Source organism: Microbacterium jejuense (assembly GCF_039544225.1).
Classification (GTDB): Bacteria; Actinomycetota; Actinomycetes; order Actinomycetales; family Microbacteriaceae; genus Microbacterium; species Microbacterium jejuense.
In genome coordinates this window covers 445,412-462,255 of the sequence record NZ_BAABLG010000001.1, presented here as the reverse complement: position 1 = coordinate 462,255, position 16,844 = coordinate 445,412, and the positions used below count along the sequence as shown (strand labels likewise).

Genomic DNA, 16,844 nt, shown 5'->3' with positions numbered 1-16,844 from the left:
ATCCCTGTGAGGCGACGATGAACCGTTCCCGCTCTGCTCCCGGCCGCCCGCTCCGCACTGTCGCGCTGCTGGCCGTTCCGACCCTCGTCGTCACGGGACTGGCGACGCTGACCTCGACGGCGGCCGCGGCCCTCCCGGTCGCGGCGGCGGTCGATCTGCCCTCCGGCGCGGAGCGATTCGCCGTCCGCGACGGCGCCGGCGGCGCGTCGACCGAGCCCTTCCTCACGCCCGACGGCCAGCAGGTCGTCTTCACGTCGACCGGCGCGGACCCGGCGGGAGGCACCGACAACGGGCTTCCCGACATCTACCGGTCGACGGCGATCATGTACTCGGACGATCCCTTCTCCGGCGCCCCGCAGATCGTCAGCGTGCCCGACGGCCCGGTGGGCGCCGGCCGGGCGAACGGGGGCAGCTCGCAGCCCGTCGCGAGCGCGGAGGGCCGCTATGTCGCCTTCACCAGCGTCGCGACCAACCTGACCGCCGACGCGAGCACGGTGCCCGGGCGCACGTACGTCTACGTGCGCGACACGCTCCGCGACCACACGTTCCGCGTCCAGGGGCCGGCCGAGCCGAACGGGGACTCGTCCGAGCCCGACCTGAGCGACGACGGCCGCTACCTCGTCTTCACCTCCGGAGCAGACAACCTCGTCGCCGCCACCCCGACGACCGTCGCCGACACGAACGGCGTCGTCGACACCTACGTCGCCGACCTCGACGCGAACGGCGACGGCGTGTACGGCGATGTCGCGCTGCGCAAGGCCTTCCCGGCCCTCGGACTGCCCACCGGGTCGTCCGGTGCGGTGATCAGCGGCAACGGGGACGTCGTCGCCCTGCTCTCGCGCAGCGACCCCATCGCGGGCCAGCCGGCGACCGACCTGCCGAGCCTGTACACGGTGGATCGCGACTTCACCGTCAACCGTGCGCGGCTGATCGCCACCGCGGCGAGCGCCCTGTCGATCGACGCGACCGGCACGAACATGGCCTACATCCGCTCCGACGCCTGCAAGAACTTCGCCGGCGAGATGAAGGACGTCGTCGTCGCCACCACCGTCGAGGGCAACGTGACGAGCTACTCGGTAGGGCTCGGCACGATCGACGCCGACCGCCGCGTGGGCGACGTCGCCGACCCGCAGATCTCACCCCAGGGCAGCGACGTCGCGTGGTCGACGACCGTGCCGTCGCTCGTGGGACTCCCCGATGACGTCGACCCCGTGGCGCTGACCGTGCCGGTGATCCGCACGCAGCGGATCGACTGGATCGATGCGCAGTCCGGCACCGCCATCGAGTGCGTCGCCACGTTCTCGGACGACTGGATCGACGTGGCCGAGGGCACGCACCCGAGCATGTCGGTCGCGGGACGCTCGGTCGCCTTCCAGTCGCCGGACCCGTCCGAGATCGCCGTCGTCGACACCCATACCTCGGCCTACCTGTCGGTGGAATCCGTCGACGGCTGGATCCCGACGCCCGGGTACATGACCCAGGTGAGGATCCAGAACATCCCGCTGACGACGCTGCGCGACTACGCCGCGCAGCTCGCGGGCGCGCCGGTCTACCGGCTCCCCGTCTACCGGCTGCCGGTCTACCGGCTCCCCGTCTACCGGCTCCCCGTCTACCGGCTGCTCATCGACGATTCGCCGGTGTACCGGCTGCCCGTGTACCGCCTGCCCGTCTACCGGCTTCCCGTCTACCGGCTCGACCTCCCCGGCGGCTGGGACCAGATCCTCGCCGACACGCCGTTCGCCGGCGAGCTCTCGCAGACCGTGACCCTGGACGAGGTGCTGGGCTGGGCCGCCGGCATCCTCGACGACGGCAACCCGGCCACCGACGCGCAGCATGCCGCCGCCGAACGCATCCGCTCGCTCACTCTGCAGGATCTGGGGCTCGACGAGAGCGGACTGGCGGGGCTCTCGCTGACGTCCTACGCGTTGGGCTCAGCTCCGGTCGGCCAGATCCCGCTCCCGGGCGCGGGCGAGACCGAGGACGAACGACGCGCGGCCTGGCAGGCGCTGCTGAAGGGACAGGGCATCGACCTGACGCTCGACGACAATGCCGTGCTCGCCGAGCTGGACTCCGCGGGGCTCTCCCTCGACACCTCCGGCATCGACGCGGTACCCCTGCGCGATCTGCCGATCGAGCTCACGCTCCTGTCGGAGATCCCCGCGGACCGGCTGTTCCTGGCCGACACGCCGCTCGGCGCCGTCGACGTGGCGACGCTCTCGCCCGACAGCCGCACCGCGCTGTTCGGGACCGCCGACGTGACGGGCACACTGGCCACGCCCTCGACGCCGCTGCTGGCCACCGGCACGGCAGCCGACATCGCCCGCGGCGCCCCGCAGGACGTCACCGTGGGGACGCTCCTGTTCTCGCTGCTGGATGCTGAGAGCTATCCGTGGGAGGACATCGCGCCGAGTGCGATCGACCCGCGGTACGCCAGCGCCCGCTCCGTCGGCAACGCCTGCACGACCGATGTGCGCTGCCGGTACTGGACGGGCTACCGCTTCGCCTTCGACCTCGGTCCGGGCGAGCCGCAGGTCGGTCCCGGCGGTCCGGGCGACGATCCGCTGACGATCGCCGCGCCCACCGCCTACGTCGACGCGCCGGCATCCACCGTCCCCACCGACGTGTACGCCGCAGGCTCCGGGCCAGGTGTGCGATGGGGCACAGAGGAGGGCGTCTACACCGGCCCGCTGATCCGCTCCGGCCAACGGGTCACGGCACCGCTGCCCGACATGCGTGCTGGCACGGTCTTCGCCCTCGGCACCTTCTTCTCGTGGGCGACGACCATGACGGACTTCGGCGCGGACGGCGGCATCACCTCCGGCATCTACGCCGCGTCGGCCGGCAACACGGACGTGCGCACGGACGACGCGTGGGACGAGCCCGACACCAATTACGAGAACAGCGAGTGGATGGGCGTGCCCACGCAGCTCACCGAGGGCAGCATCTTCTACGGCTGGATCGCCCCGGACCACTTCATCTACGACGAGGAGACGGGGACGGAGTCCCAGAGCGCATCGAGCGATCAGGACTACTTCGTCGTCGATCCGGCGCCCGCGGGAAAGCGACTCGTGATCTCGACGAACGCCCAGGACGGGCAGATCGCGATCTCGCTGTTCAGCCCGTCCGGGTCGGCATCCTCCGCCTCGCTGGGTGTCACCGGTGCCGGCGCTGCCCCCGGCAACGCCGTGACCGAGCAGAGCGACCTGGGAGGGACCGCCGAGTCCGGTTCCGACGCCGGCGGTGCCCTTCCCGGGCAGACACTGATCGACCAGGCCGTCGTCCGCGACGGCACGGCCGCCGAGATCGAGGCGGCGGGGGTCGACACCGCGCCCGGCGAGCAGCTCGTCGTCCGCGTGACCAGCGGCAACGGCATGCCGAGCTCGTCGCTGTACTCGCTGCGCGTGAGGTACCTCGACGACACCGACGAGACCGTCTGCACCGCCGTCACCGCCCCCGACATGGGCGAGCCCGGCCAGAGCGACGCCGTGACCGGCACGACGAACACGCTCTACCTCTTCGACGCGACCCGGTACGCGCAGACGTACGGGTGGGACGGGGCGGATGCGGTGCGCGAAGCGCTGGCGTCGATGAACGGCGTCGGTCCGTCGGGCCAGGAGGTGGACGGCGCGGTCCTCTCGGTCGACTCCGATGCCGCCGTGCGCGCGGCACGCACCGCGTACAACCAGAACCCGTGCTCGCTCTCGGCGCGGGCGGCGCTGACGACGGCGATCAACCGCTACGTCGCCGCCGCCGTCGACGGCCACCGCGACCAGATCACCTCGGTCGTGGTGGTGGGCGGCGACGACATCCTCCCGTTCGCCCCGGTGCCGCAGAACACCGCGCAGTTCACGGAGGAGAGCCACGCCACCGACCTGCGCCGCACGACCACCCCGACGGGCGGCCCGTGCCCCGTGGACGTCCCGCCCGGCGACGTCGATCCCTGCGCGACGCCGTTGTCGGCTGCCGCGGCGGCCGGCAACATCCTGACCGACGATCCCTATGGGCTCGCGACAGCCTACGAGTCGCTCGGCGGTCATCTGTACGTGCCGACCGTGGGTCTCGGGCGGCTCGTCGAGACGCCGGCCCAGATCCAGGCCACCGTGGCGCGCTTCCTCGTCGCCGACGGAACGATGGATGCCGCGGGCGAACTCGCCGCCGACTCCAGTGTCACGGCGGGCTACGGCGCGTGGGCCGAGCTGCCCGACCAGGTCACGGCGGCCCTGCAGTGGCGCTCCCCCGACAACACCGAGCTCACCGGCACCTGGACGCAGCAGGACATGGCGGACGCCCTGTTCCCGGCGGACGGCACCGAGAGCCCGCGCCTCGTCTCGCTCAACACCCACGCCGACGAACGCCGGATGCTCCCCGGCGTCGAAGGAGCCGAGTCCGGTCGGTTCGCCGACACCGACCTCTTCCTGACCCAGGGCCGCACCGGCCAGGCTCAGCTCGCAGGCGCCCTCGTGTTCCTGATCGGCTGCCACGCCGGCAACAACCTGCCGACGGCGTACTACGGCGACGTCGAGGACTGGGTGGACGTCTTCTCGGCCGCGGGCGGGTTCGTCGGCAACACCGGGTACGGGCTCGCCAACAACACCACGACGGCGCTGGGCGAGCGCCTGCTCGCGCTGTACGCCGACTGGATCGGGGTCACAGTCGACGACCGCAGCGTCACCTCGGCCCAGGCCCTGGCGTACGCGAAGCAGTCTTACCTGGGCGGCCTGGGGCTGTACTCGGGCTACGACGAGAAGGTGCTCATGGGTGCGGTCTACTACGGCCTCCCCATGTACACGTTCGCCCCTGCGGCGACCGGGCAGACCAAGTCCGCGCCGGTCCCGCAGGTACCGGCGGGTCTCAGCGAGGTCGGCGATCACGACGGGCTGCTGTCGGCGTCGCTGCGGCTGCAGCCGAGCTTCGCGACGGTGCCCTCGGCGAGCGCCGACGGCACGGCCTACCTCACCGCGGACGGGCAGTCTCCGGCCGTCGTACCCGGCCAGCCCGTGCTGCCCCGGCTCGTGTCGGCGCTCGGCCCGCGCCCTGACGGACTCGTGCCGCGCGGAGCGATCATCACCGAGCTGACCTCCGAGACCGAGTCGGGGGTCGATCCCGCGATCGCCACCGCCGGGGTGGGCGTGCCGCAGACGGAGCTGAACCGCACCGGCATCGCGTTCCCGTCGAGCTTCGCGACGATCTCGCGGCAGGACACGCCGGACGGGCCGGTGGATCTGCTCGTCGTGACGCCGGCGCGGGTCGCGGTGGCGCGCGACGGCACCGGTTCGACCGAGAAGTTCACCGATCTGAGCGTCGAGGCGGTCTACGGACCGGCCGACTCGGCCGACGACACCCCGCCGGTCGTGACATACATCGAGGCCCCGGGCGAGGGCCGCAGCCGGATGTCGTTCAGCGCCGACGGCACCGGCAGCGACGTCGTGAAGATGATCCTCCTCGTGCAACGCCAGGGTCAGACGACGTGGGAGCGGGTGCCGGTCACCCGGAGCATCAGCGGCGAGACGTGGGACGCCGACGTCCCGAACGACGGCACGCCGTTCCGCTGGCTCCTGCAGGTGGTGGATGCCGCAGGCAATGTCGCCACGGAGTCGCAGGACGGGCATCTCGACCCGGCCTCAGCCGCCGCGCCGACGCTCGGCACGATCGGCGACGACGCCACCGTGGATGCCGGCGACCGCCTCGCCCGCACGGTCGAGGTCACGGATGCCGCGCCCGGCGAGGACCTGACCGCGACGGTGCACGTCCTCGACGGCAAGCGGTCCGTGGCCTCGGGCCCCGCCGCGGTCGAACAGCGCGACGGATCCACGCGCGTCCGCGTCGACGAGCTCTTCACGACTCCTGGCTCGTACACGGTCGAGGTCAGCGTATGCCGCTCGACCTCGTGCACCACGGCGACGTTCGCCGTCAAGGTCGTCGATGCCAACCAGGCGCCGGCGGCGGCGGTGAGCCTGGAGCCGGGCGGCGCGGTGTTCCCGACCTCGGTGCTCACCGCGACAGGTCTGGGCACCGACCCGGACGGTGATCCCGTCAGCATGTCGTACCGGTGGACGCGCAATGGCACGCCCGTCGGCGCCGACGCGACCTCGCTGGCGCTGGACGGCGTGGCCCAAGTGGGCGACGTGATCACCGTCACCGTCATGCCGAACGACGGCAGGACCGACGGCCATGCGGCGTCGGTGTCGGTCGTCGTCCAGGCGCCGTCGACGGCACCGGCCATCGTCGCGTCCGCGACGAGCGCCGGCGGCGCGTACACCGAAGGGGCGTGGAGCACGAGCGCGGTGACCGTGACCTTCCAGTGCACGTCCGGCGTCGCGATCTCGTCGTGCCCGGTGCCCGTGACCGTCGCCACCGACACCCCTCCCGGGGGCCGCACCGTCACCGGCACGATGACCGACGTGAACGGTCGCACCGCCACGACGCAGCTGCTCGTCAAGGTCGACGTGACAGCTCCGGCGCTCGCGCCGGTGGTCACACCGAATCCGGTCGTGGTCGGCGGTACGGCGACCGCCGCCGCGAACGCCACGGATCCCGCCTCCGGCGTCGCCTCGCAGAGCTGCGACGCTCCGTCGACCACGACGGCCGGCGCCAAGAGCGTCACCTGCCGGGCGACGGATGCGGCCGGCAACACCGGGTCGGCGAGCGCCGCCTACACCGTCACCGCCCCCGCTCCCGCCCTGTGCGGCGGCGTGCGCGACCGCTCTCCGCTGATCGGGGTCGACACGGACGGGTCGAGCGTGTTCGCACGCGTGTCGGGCGTGCCGATCGTGTTCCGCGCGTGCGACGCGGCCGGAAAGCCGATCAGCACCAAGAAGTTCGTCACCGGCGTCGTCCTCGTCACGACCGCCGACCTCCCCTCGTCGGCCAAGGTCAACGAGGCGTTCTACCCGCCGATCGGCAGCTTCACGTACTCGAAGCTCACCAAGACGTGGGTGGGGGCCATCCCGACGGTCAAGCTCAAGAGCGGCAAGAAGTACACGTACCGCGTCGACCTCGCCGACGGCACCTCGTTCACCGTCACGTTCGGGGTGCGCTGATGACCGACGTGCAGCATCCTGACGCCCCGGCGCCCGACCCGGCGTTCGACGGGCCGCCCCGCGACACCGCCGCCCTCGCCGCCGAGATGCTGGCCGAGGTGCGCGATGAGATCGACCGCGCCGATCAGAAGGCGTCGCTGCTCATCGGGTCGCTCGGCATCGCCTTCTCGATCGTGCTCAGCGGCATGATCGGCGGCGACTGGACGCCCGTGACCCTCAGCCCGTTCGGGGCAGCGGTGTGGCTGCTCGGCGTGGTCGCGGCGGCGGCCTCGGTCGTCGCCGCGGCCGCGGCCGTCTGGCCGCGCTTGAGCCGTGGACCGGGACCGGGCGCGATCACCTACTGGGGGCAGATCCGCGGCCTCGGGTCGCCCGCCGAGGTGGAGCGCGCCCTCACCGAGCGCGGCGTCCATCCGCCCGAGCGCACCTTCCAGCAGCTCCTGGTGCTGTCGGCGGTCGTGCAGCGCAAGTACCGGGCGATCCGCCTGTCGATGGCCCTCGCGGGCATCGGCGTCGCGCTGATCGTGATCGGGTTCCTCCTGACGCGCTGACCCCGCGGCCGCCCCTTCCCTCTCCCCCGGTTCATTCGTCGTATAGGTACGCTCGACTCGTGGTGTCCGCCCCGAACCTGCTGGCGTTCACGCTGGCCGCTCTGGTGCTCATCGTGATCCCCGGCCCCAGTGTGCTGTTCACGATCGGTCGCGCCCTCGCGCTCGGCCGCATCGGCGGCCTGCTGAGCGTCCTGGGGAACGCGCTCGGTCTGCTGCCGGTCATCGGCCTGGTCGCACTGGGCGTCGGAGGCATCGTGGCGCAGTCCATCGTGCTGTTCACGATCCTCAAGATCGCCGGCGCCCTGTACCTGATGTACCTCGGCGTGCAGGCGATCCGGCACCGCAATCGCACCGCGGCCGCGGCGACCGCCGGCGCGCTGCCCCGCTCCGCCTGGCGACAGCTCGGCGAGGGGTTCGTCGTCGGCGTCACCAACCCCAAGACCATCGCGTTCTTCGTCGCGGTGCTCCCCCAGTTCGTCGACCTGGACTCCGGCTCGGTGCCGCTGCAGATGATCGAGCTCGGTCTGGTGTTCTTCGCGATCGCCCTGGTGTCCGACGGCGCGTGGGCGCTCGTCGCAGCCGCCGCGCGGTCGTGGTTCGGCCGCTCGCCCAAGCGCATCGCGACGCTGTCGGCGACAGGCGGCGGCCTCATGATCGGGCTCGGCGGCATCCTGCTCCTCACCGGCAACAAGCACTGAAGGGCCACGGCTCATGACTCCCACGCCCCGTCGCCGCATCGTCTTCATCGACGTCGACGGCACGATCCTCGAGCACGGCGCGCACATGGCGCCCGGCACGCCCGGCGCGATCCGGGCCGCCCGCGCCGCAGGACACCTGGTGTACCTTGCCACGGGGCGCTCGGCATCCGACATCCACCCGAGCGTCCGCGCGATCGGGTTCGACGGCGCGGTGACCAACTCGGGCGCTCTGGTGATGTCGGGCGACGAGGTCGTGGTCGACCGGCCGCTCTCGCGCGAGAGCGCAGACCGGATGATCGCGGCACTCAAGACACGCGGCATCCGCTACTTCCTGCAGACGCGCGACGGGGTCTACGCGTCGGACGACATGGCCGAGCTGATGCGCCAGTACGCGGCCGCGCTCGATGCCCGTGAGGCGGCCGGCGAAGAGGTGCGTCCCGAGGACTCGCTCGTCGGCCTCGCGCAGCGCACGTTCCCGAGCGTCGACGACGCCGACCTCACCCGCATCGACAAGGCCGTGTTCGTGAGCGACCACGCCGAGGGCATGGACGAGCTGCGCACAGACCTCGGCGACGAGTTCCTCATCGTGCCCGGCAGCATGCCGCTTCCCGGCGGCTCCAACGGCGAGATCAACGAGGCCGACACCACCAAGGGCTCGGCGATCGAGCTGCTCCTGGCGCGGCTCGGCATCGACGCCGCGGATGCGATCGCGATCGGCGACAGCTGGAACGACATCGAGATGTTCCAGGTGTGCGGCGTCGCGGTCGCGATGGGCAACGCGCACCCCGAGCTCAAGGATCTCGCCGACTTCGTCACGACCGACGTGCTCGACGACGGCATCGCCCACGCGTTCGCAAGCCTCGGCCTGGTCTGAGGACCGGTATCAGGCGTCCGCGGCCGGCGCGGCCGGGGGCGCCTCGGCCCCCAGGTTGACGAGGTTGCCGCCGGGATCCCGCACCTGCGCGACACGCTCGCCCCACGGCATGTCGGCCGGCGGCTGCTCGGAGTGACCGCCGGCGGCGAGCCACGCGGCGTACGTCGCATCCACGTCGTCGACGTAGAACCACAGCGCGGCCCGGTCGCCCACCGACGGCGGCAGCGCATCGAGGTCGCGGCCGATGCCGAGCGAGGTCTCGCCGAGCTGCAGCGACACGTAGTCGTCGATGCCGCCCTCGCCGAACCGGTACACGACTGTCGCGTCGAGCGCGGCCTCATAGAACCGCACGAGGGTGGGCAGATCCTGGGTCAGGAGGATCGGGAACAGGCTCCGTACCGCCATGTGCCCACCCTACGTCGGCGGGATCAGTCGAGGAAGATGTCGGGGAACAGCTCCGAATCCGGCGTGCCGGGCACGGCCGCGTAGCCCGAGAAGTCGGTCACGCCGGCCGCTTCGAGCACATCCTCGACGATGAGCGTCTGGCCGGTGTACTCGCGCGCGGGCTGCGTGAAGATCTCGTACGCCGCGTCGGCGTACACCTCCGGCGTGCGGCTGACCTTCATCATGCGGTCGCCGCCGAGCGCGAACTGCACGGCCGCGGTCGCGATCGTGGTGCGCGGCCACAGCGTGTTGGCGGCGATGCCGTCCTTCGCGAACTCGGCCGCGAGGCCCAGCGTCGCCATCGTCATGCCGTACTTCGCCAGCGTGTACCCGGTGTGGCCGCCGAGCCACTTCGGCGACAGGTTGAGCGGCGGCGACAGCGACAGGATGTGCGGGTTCGGGGCGTCCTTGAGGATCGGCACCGCGGCGCGCGAGAGCATGAAGGTGCCGCGCACGTTGACGTCCTGCATGAGGTCGTACTTCTTCGCGTCCAGGTCGAGCGAGCGCGACAGGTCGATGACCGACGCGTTGTTGACGACGATGTCGATGCCGCCGAACTCGCCCTCGGTCTTCAGCACGGCCTCGGTGATGTCGTCGTCGTTGCGCACGTCGCCGACGATCGGGAGGGCGCGGCCGCCGGCATCCCGGATCTGCTGCGCCGCCGTGTGCACCGTGCCCTCGAGCTTCGGATGCGGCATGTCGGTCTTGGCCAGCAGGGCGATGTTGGCGCCGTCGCGAGCCGCGCGCAGCGCGATCGCGAGGCCGATGCCGCGGCTGCCGCCCGACATCAGGATGGTCTTGCCGGCGAGAGGCTTGTCGCTCATCTCGGGTCCTTTCGGGTGTCGGGATCGTGGTTTCTCGTCGAGATCACATGTCGTTCGCGTCGATGACGTGGTGGCTCGGCGAGAACGCGGTCTCTCGACGTGAGGGGTTCAGGAACGGGACTTGGTGGATGCCGCGGCGAAGGCCTGCACGCGGGCGCGGGCCTCGTCGGTGTCGAAGCGGGTGCCGATGGAGCGGGCCTCGTCGTCGAGGTTCTCGGCGAACGAGCGGTGGGCGCCGCTGCGGACGAGCCGCTTGGCCTGGCCGAAGGCGGCCGTCGCGTTGTCGAGCCAGAAGCGCGCGACGGCCTCCGCCCGCGCGGCGACGTCCTCGGCCGGCACGACCTCGGTCACGAGGCCCCAGTCCAGCGCCGTCGCCGCGTCGATCGTGACGTCCTGCAGCAGCAGCTGCAGCGCGCGGCGCTGCCCGACGGCCGCCGGCAGCAGGGTCGAGACGCCGAGGTCGGGGGTCAGCCCGATGTTGGCGTAGCGGCTCACGAACCTGGCACTCTCGGAGGCGACGATGTAGTCGGCCGTCAGCATGAGGCCGAGACCGCCGCCGGCGACCGCGCCCTGCACGGCGGCGACGACGGGCTTGTCCGACTCGACGAAGGTGCGGATGCCGTCGTGGATGGTGTGCGCGGCGCCCGTGACGTCGGCGCCCGAGGCCTGCGATGTCGCCATCTCGATGACGTCGCCGCCGGCGCAGAAGGCGGGGCCGGCGGCATCCAGGATCACCGCACCGACGCTGTCGTCCGTGGTCAGCTCGTGCGCGACGTCGCGCCAGCGGCGTCCCATCTCGAAGCCCATCGCGTTGAGGCTCGCGGGCCGGTTGAACGTGACGCGCGCGAGGGCGCCGTCGCGGGTGACGAGGATCGAGTCGCTCATGTGGTCTGCATTCCTTACTTCGGCGCCATGCGGATGGCGCCGTCGAGGCGGATGGTCTCGCCGTTGAGGTAACCGTTGTCGACGATCGACATCACCAGGCGCGCGTACTCGTCGGGCTTGCCGAGACGCTGCGGGTAGGGCACCTGCTGGCCGAGGCTCTCCTGCGCGGCCTCGGGGAGGCCGGCGAGCATCGGGGTCTCCATGATGCCGGGGGCGATCGTCACGACGCGGATGCCGTAGCGGGCGAGCTCGCGGGCGATCGGCAGCGTCATGGCGTGCACGCCGCCCTTGCTCGCCGAGTACGCCGGCTGGCCGATCTGCCCGTCGAAGGCCGCGACGCTCGCGGTGTTGACGATGACGCCGCGGTCCCCCGACACGGTGGGCTCGGTCTTGGCGATCGCAGCCGAGGCCTGCGCGATGACGTTGTAGGTGCCGATGAGGTTGACGCGGATGATGCGCTCGAAACCCTCCAGCGGCGAGGGGGCGCCCTCGCGGTCGAGCACCTTGGCGGGCGGGGCGATGCCCGCGCAGTTCACGACCACGCGAAGGGGGCGGGATGCCGCGGCCACCGCGACGGCGGCGGCCACCTGCTCCGGGTCGGTGACGTCGGCGGGGGCGAACACTCCGCCGAGCTCTGCGGCGACGTCGGCGCCGGCAGACGTCGCGAGGTCGACGATCGTCACCGTCGCGCCGGCGGCGGCCAGGCGCCGCGCGGTGGCGAGTCCGAGCCCGCTCGCACCGCCGGTGACGAGGGCCGAAGCGTCCGTCAGATCCATGGATTCTCCTTCGAAGTCCGAGGTGTTCGCGCGAAACCCCGTATCAGCATACGCGGGACTCAGTCCCACCGCAGCGGCCGGGTGGACGCGCTCGTCCCAGGCTAGTCGCGCGGGCGCGCGGGGTCACTGGATGATCGGGCCGCGGCGCACGAGAGCCGACACCCGATCGAGCAGCTCGGCGGGCCGGGCGAGCAGCACACGCGATTCGGGGTGCGCGACGAGGTACTCGCCGAGGCGCAGCGCCGCGCGGGCGTCGCCGCGGCGATAGCCCGACAGGTAGTGCTGCGTGGCCCGCCATTCGACGCTTTCGCCGTCGTCCGTGGTCACGCCCACGGCGAAGGTCGGGGTCTCGTTCGCGTCGAGCACGCCGCCACCGCCGCCGAGGAGCCCCTCGAGGACGGGCCCGATCGAGTCGCCGATCGCCGGATGCGGCCACCACGTCGTCGGCGCGTCGACGGTGAGCGCCCGCACGCGCGTCCACGGCACGAAACCGGCCGGCGAGTCGGCCAGGTGAGGGGCCAGGCCCGCGGTCGTGAGCCGCACGTGGCGCGCCGCCGCGTCGCCGATCGCCAGCGCCGGGGCCTCGCCCTCGAGCGCCGTGAGCAGGCCGAGACGACGGGTGGCACGCGTGGTCGGCATGAGTCCATCCCATCACGGGCCATGGCGGCATCCGGCGCAGAGCGATTGGATGAGGGCATGGAGCTCCGCATCAAGCGCGTGTACAATGACCCGGCGCCCGAGGACGGATTCCGGGTGCTCGTGGACCGGCTGTGGCCGCGCGGCCTGTCGAAGGAGCGCGCCCACCTGGACCTGTGGGCGAAGGATGTGGCGCCGTCGACCGCGCTGCGCACCGCCTTCCACCACGAGGGCATGTCGTGGTCCGACTTCGAGGCCGCCTACCGTGCCGAGCTCGCGGGGCCGACGCGGCCGGCCCTCGACGCGCTGCGCGCCGAGCTCGCCGCGCACGCCGTCGTGACGCTGCTGCACTCCGTGCACGACGCACACAACCACGCCGTGCTGCTCGAGGCGGCGCTGCGCGGCTGACGCGCCCTCGCCTGGCCGCCCCTGCACTCGACCCCGTCGAGAACGCACTTTCTCGCCGAGACAGCATGTTGTCGGCGTCGACGACATGTGCTCTCGGCGGGTACGTGGTTACTCGACGAGGGGGCGAGACAACGGTGAGGATGGGCCTATGTCGATCCCCGTCGAAGACGTCGTCGTCCCCGCGAAGGTGCTCGAGCTCGCCCGCGGCGCCGCGCTCGTGCCGGTCTGGCGCAACGAGGACGGCGGACTGACCTTCCGCACCGACGACTCCCGCCATATCAAGCACACGCCGCGCACGCGGGAGACCTCGTTCGCCGCCGAGGCCGGCCGCCTGGAGTGGGCCGCGGCATTCACCCCCGTGCCACGTGTGCTCGAACTGGGCGGCGACGACACGCACGAGTGGATGGTGACCGCGTCGCTCGCGGGCCGCTCGGCCGTCGATCCCGCCCTCCGGGAGGATGCCGCCACCGCGGTCCGTGCCGTGGGCGAGGGCCTGCGGGCGCTTCACGACGCCCTGCCGGTCGCCGAGTGCCCGTTCGAGTGGACAGTGCCCCGGCGCATCGCGAACGCCGCGGGACGCGGCATCCACGTCCCCGATGCGCTCCGCGACGCGCCGCCGGTCGACCGGCTCGTCGTCTGCCACGGCGATGCGTGCATGCCCAACACGCTCATCGGCGGCGACGGCCGCTGGAGCGCGCACGTCGACCTCGGCGCGCTCGGCGTCGGCGACCGGTGGGCCGACATCGCCGTGGCGTCGATGTCGACAGTCTGGAACTATGGCGAGGGGTGGGAGGACGCGCTCATCGCCGCTTACGGCGTCGAGCCCGACCGCGGGCGCCTCGCCTACTACCGGGAGCTCTGGAACGCGACATGACCGACATCACCGGCACCGTCACCAAGATCGACGGGCATGCGAACCTCGTGATCCTGCGGCGCTTCTCCGCGACCGCCGAAGAGGTGTGGCGCGAGCTGACCGAGTCCGACCGGCTGGAGCGCTGGATCGGACGCTGGGAGGGCGACCCCCGCACCGGGCACGTCGCGTTCTTCATGACCTCGGAGGCGGAGGATGCCCCGCCCGCTGAGTACACGATCCACGAGTGCGACCGGCCGCGGCGCTTCGCCGGCGACACCGCGCCCGACGCGGGCGGCTGGCACCTGTGGTTCGAGCTGGCCGAGGACTCCCCCGGCGACACCGTGCTGACCTTCGGGCAGCGGCTCGACGTGGGCGACGACGTCGGCTCGATCGGCCCGGGCTGGGAGTACTACCTCGACCGGCTCGTCGCCGCGCACGCCGGCGTCGAGGTCGCCACGGTGACCTGGGACGACTACTTCCCGGCGCTGCAGCCGGCCTACGAGCGCCTGGTCGCCGCGGACTGACGTCTACCGCTCACGACCACACGAAGCGGAACGTCCCCAGCGCCACGGCGGCGCCGATCGCGAGCGACATGATGATCATGCCGCCCAGCAGCGCGACAGGGTCGCGCCGGCCGAGCCGCGACGGCCGCGACCACGTGCGCGGGATGCCCGAGCCGAACCCGCGCGCCTCCATCGCTGTCGCGAGCTTCGTGCCGCGGCGCACCGCGAACACGAGCAGCACGAAGGCCATCGAGAAGAAGCGCCGCACGGCGCCGGTGTCGCCGACGCCGCGCGCACGCCGTGCCAGGCCCATGCTGCGCCAGTCGTCGAGGAACAGCCCGAGCGTGCGCGTGCCGGCCAGCACGCCGAGCACGAACCGCGACGGCAGCTTCGCGACCTGCGCCAGGGCGTCGGCGAGCTCGGTCGGGTCGGTGCGGCCGAACAGCAGGATCGTCGGGAGGCCGAGTGCGATCACACGCAGGCACACCGCGATCGCGAGCGCGATCGAGTCGTCGCTGATCGTGGCGTACCAGGACGACCAGTAGACGCGGCCGCCGGGCTCGGCGTACAGCAGCATGCTGACACCGGCGACCGGCGCGAACACCACGATCGGCAGCATCCGCTTCAGCACGGTCTTCACTCGCAGTCCGGTCAGCGGCAGGCACGCGAGCTGCAGCACGATGGCGGCCAGGGCGCTGGTGATGTCGATCGAGGCGAACAGCGGCACCGAGAGCAGCAGCGCGAGCACCACCTTGGTGACCGGGTTGACCCCGTCGAGCCACGCGGTCGTGGCGGCCCCGGTCTCGGGCGCCGCAACGGCGCCGACCGCGCTCATGCCGACGCTCCGGCGGGCGCGCCCAGGTCGATGCGGTGCGCGCCGAGGTGGCGCAGCACGTCGTCGTCGTGCGTGACGGCCACGACAGTGGTGCCCGCGGCGATCTCGGACTGCAGCAGCGCGACGAGCTCCACCCACCCGCGCCGGTCCTGACCGAACGTGGGCTCGTCGAGCACGATCACCGGCGGCGCGTCGGCGAGCACCGTCGCCACCGACAGCCGTCGCTTCTGGCCGCCCGACAGCGTGAACGGGTTGGCGAGGGCCAGCGGCGCCAGGTGCAGGCGCTCGAGCAGCTCGTCGACGATCGTGTCGACCGCGGCCGCCGCGACCCCGCGCGAGCGCGGGCCGATCGCGAGCTCGTCGCGCACCGTCGCGGCGAGGAACTGGTGCTCGGGCTCCTGGAACACCGTGCCGATCCGTGTGAGCAGCTCGCGCGAGGTCCAGCGCGACGGCCGGCGCCCCGACCGCCCGGCCAGCTCCGGCGCGGCGACCACGTGACCGGCCGCCTCGGGCAGCAGCCCCGCGAGCGTCAGCGCAAGCGTCGACTTGCCCGCGCCGTTCGGCCCGACGATGCCGGTCGCCGCGCTCCGGGGTACCCGCACGTCGAGCCCTGCCCGCACGATCGAGCGTCCGTCGCGCGAGATCGAGAGCGCGGATGCCGCCAGCGCGGCATCCCCCCGGTCCGACGCCGCGGCGAGCACGGGCAGATCGATCGGATGCCCGGGCACCCACACCCCGGCGTCGGCGAGCGCGCCGCCGACGCGTGCGAACACCTCGGCGGGCGGGCCGTCGGCGAGCAGCCCCCCGTCGGCGCCCACGACGATGACGCGGTCCATGAGGTCGGCCCACACCTCGGTGCGGTGCTCGATCACCACGAGGGTGGCGCCGCTGTCGGCGACGGCATGCTCGACGGCTGCCCGCACCTCTCGCACACCCTCGGGGTCGAGGTTGGCGGTGGGCTCATCGAGCAGCAGCACGCCGGGCCGCATCGCGAGCACGCCCGCGAGCGCGAGACGCTGCTTCTGCCCGCCCGAGAGCGCCTTGGTCGCACGGCCGAGCGGCACGTCCAGCCCGACGGCGTCGAGCGCCTCGGCGACCCGCGCCGGGATGTCGGCCACCGGCACGCCGAGGTTCTCGCAGCCGAAAGCGACGTCGTCGCCCACCTTCGAGAGCACCACGCCGGCGTCGGGATCCTGCAGCACGAGGCCGACGCGCCCGCGCTGCAGCTCGGGGCGGACGCCGTCGATCAGCAGCGTGCCGGTCTGGTCGCCCTCGTCGGCGCCGCCGAGCAGGCCCGCGATACCGGCGAGCAGCGTCGATTTGCCCGCCCCTGAAGCGCCGAGCAGCAGCACGCGCTGGCCGGGCTCGATCGTGAACGACAGGTCGCGCACCGCGGACGCTCGGCGTCCCGCGTACCGCCAGCCCCAGCCCTCTGCCGTGATGCCGGCGGGCCGGGTCTGGGCGGCGGAGCCGACCTGCGCGGCCGCGCGGGCGGTCGCGGCGGACGAGACCGCCGGCAT

14 protein-coding genes are annotated in these 16,844 nt (G+C 72.4%); 7 read left to right on the top strand and 7 right to left on the bottom strand.

From position 1 onward, the window contains the following. Nucleotides 1-17 precede the first annotated feature (17 nt). From ABEA46_RS02020 to ABEA46_RS02005, 4 genes are read left to right on the top strand one after another with little or no spacing between them, the layout of a single operon-like run. The gene (locus ABEA46_RS02020) at nucleotides 18-7,040 is read left to right on the top strand and encodes a hypothetical protein (protein WP_345542655.1); all 7,023 of its coding nucleotides are present in this window, start codon (nucleotides 18-20) and stop codon (nucleotides 7,038-7,040) included. Then, nucleotides 7,040-7,588, top strand: a complete 549-nt coding sequence (locus ABEA46_RS02015; protein ID WP_345542654.1) for a Pycsar system effector family protein — start codon at nucleotides 7,040-7,042, stop codon at nucleotides 7,586-7,588. The genes ABEA46_RS02020 and ABEA46_RS02015 overlap by 1 nt, the downstream gene beginning before the upstream one ends. Before the next feature lie 59 nt (nucleotides 7,589-7,647). Beyond that, nucleotides 7,648-8,286 carry a LysE family translocator gene (locus ABEA46_RS02010; protein ID WP_345542653.1) on the top strand — a complete coding sequence of 213 codons (639 nt, stop codon included), beginning with the start codon at nucleotides 7,648-7,650 and terminating at the stop codon, nucleotides 8,284-8,286. Nucleotides 8,287-8,299: 13 nt separating this feature from the next. Continuing rightward, on the top strand, nucleotides 8,300-9,160 hold the full coding sequence (locus ABEA46_RS02005; RefSeq protein ID WP_345542652.1) for an HAD family hydrolase: 861 nt from the start codon (nucleotides 8,300-8,302) through the stop codon (nucleotides 9,158-9,160). A gap of 9 nt (nucleotides 9,161-9,169) precedes the next feature. On the opposite strand, the gene ABEA46_RS02000 is transcribed toward ABEA46_RS02005, so the two are convergent. The 5 genes from ABEA46_RS02000 to ABEA46_RS01980 all read right to left on the bottom strand — a co-directional run bounded on the left by ABEA46_RS02000 (nucleotide 9,170) and on the right by ABEA46_RS01980 (nucleotide 12,728). Then, a complete protein-coding gene (locus tag ABEA46_RS02000) occupies nucleotides 9,170-9,565 on the bottom strand; it encodes a VOC family protein (RefSeq protein ID WP_345542651.1) in 396 nt (131 codons plus the stop codon). Nucleotides 9,566-9,588: 23 nt separating this feature from the next. Next, a complete protein-coding gene (locus ABEA46_RS01995) occupies nucleotides 9,589-10,428 on the bottom strand; it encodes an SDR family oxidoreductase (RefSeq protein ID WP_345542650.1) in 840 nt (279 codons plus the stop codon). A gap of 108 nt (nucleotides 10,429-10,536) precedes the next feature. Further along, a complete protein-coding gene (locus ABEA46_RS01990; RefSeq protein ID WP_345542649.1) occupies nucleotides 10,537-11,313 on the bottom strand; it encodes an enoyl-CoA hydratase/isomerase family protein in 777 nt (258 codons plus the stop codon). A gap of 14 nt (nucleotides 11,314-11,327) precedes the next feature. Next, nucleotides 11,328-12,089: an SDR family NAD(P)-dependent oxidoreductase gene (locus ABEA46_RS01985; RefSeq protein ID WP_345542648.1), complete on the bottom strand. Its 762-nt coding sequence runs from the start codon at nucleotides 12,087-12,089 to the stop codon at nucleotides 11,328-11,330. A 123-nt stretch (nucleotides 12,090-12,212) separates the two neighbouring features. Further along, a complete protein-coding gene (locus ABEA46_RS01980; protein ID WP_345542647.1) occupies nucleotides 12,213-12,728 on the bottom strand; it encodes a hypothetical protein in 516 nt (171 codons plus the stop codon). Nucleotides 12,729-12,785: 57 nt separating this feature from the next. Between ABEA46_RS01980 and ABEA46_RS01975 the strand changes: the two genes are divergently transcribed. The 3 genes from ABEA46_RS01975 (at nucleotide 12,786) to ABEA46_RS01965 (ending at nucleotide 14,510) form a co-directional block, all read left to right on the top strand. Continuing rightward, complete coding sequence (locus ABEA46_RS01975) at nucleotides 12,786-13,133, top strand: DUF488 domain-containing protein (protein ID WP_345542646.1); 348 nt, start codon at nucleotides 12,786-12,788, stop codon at nucleotides 13,131-13,133. Between the two features lie 148 nt (nucleotides 13,134-13,281). Next, nucleotides 13,282-14,007, top strand: coding sequence for a phosphotransferase (locus tag ABEA46_RS01970; protein WP_345542645.1), 726 nt, complete (start codon nucleotides 13,282-13,284; stop codon nucleotides 14,005-14,007). Then, nucleotides 14,004-14,510: an SRPBCC domain-containing protein gene (locus ABEA46_RS01965; protein WP_345542644.1), complete on the top strand. Its 507-nt coding sequence runs from the start codon at nucleotides 14,004-14,006 to the stop codon at nucleotides 14,508-14,510. Before ABEA46_RS01970 ends, ABEA46_RS01965 begins: the two co-directional genes overlap by 4 nt. A gap of 10 nt (nucleotides 14,511-14,520) precedes the next feature. Here the strand turns inward: ABEA46_RS01965 and ABEA46_RS01960 are convergent, their stop codons facing one another. Continuing rightward, the gene (locus ABEA46_RS01960) at nucleotides 14,521-15,324 is read right to left on the bottom strand and encodes an energy-coupling factor transporter transmembrane component T family protein (protein ID WP_345542643.1); all 804 of its coding nucleotides are present in this window, start codon (nucleotides 15,322-15,324) and stop codon (nucleotides 14,521-14,523) included. Next, nucleotides 15,321-16,844 (bottom strand): ABC transporter ATP-binding protein, encoded by a 1,524-nt coding sequence (locus tag ABEA46_RS01955; RefSeq protein WP_345542642.1) that lies wholly within the window; start codon nucleotides 16,842-16,844, stop codon nucleotides 15,321-15,323. The genes ABEA46_RS01960 and ABEA46_RS01955 overlap by 4 nt, the downstream gene beginning before the upstream one ends.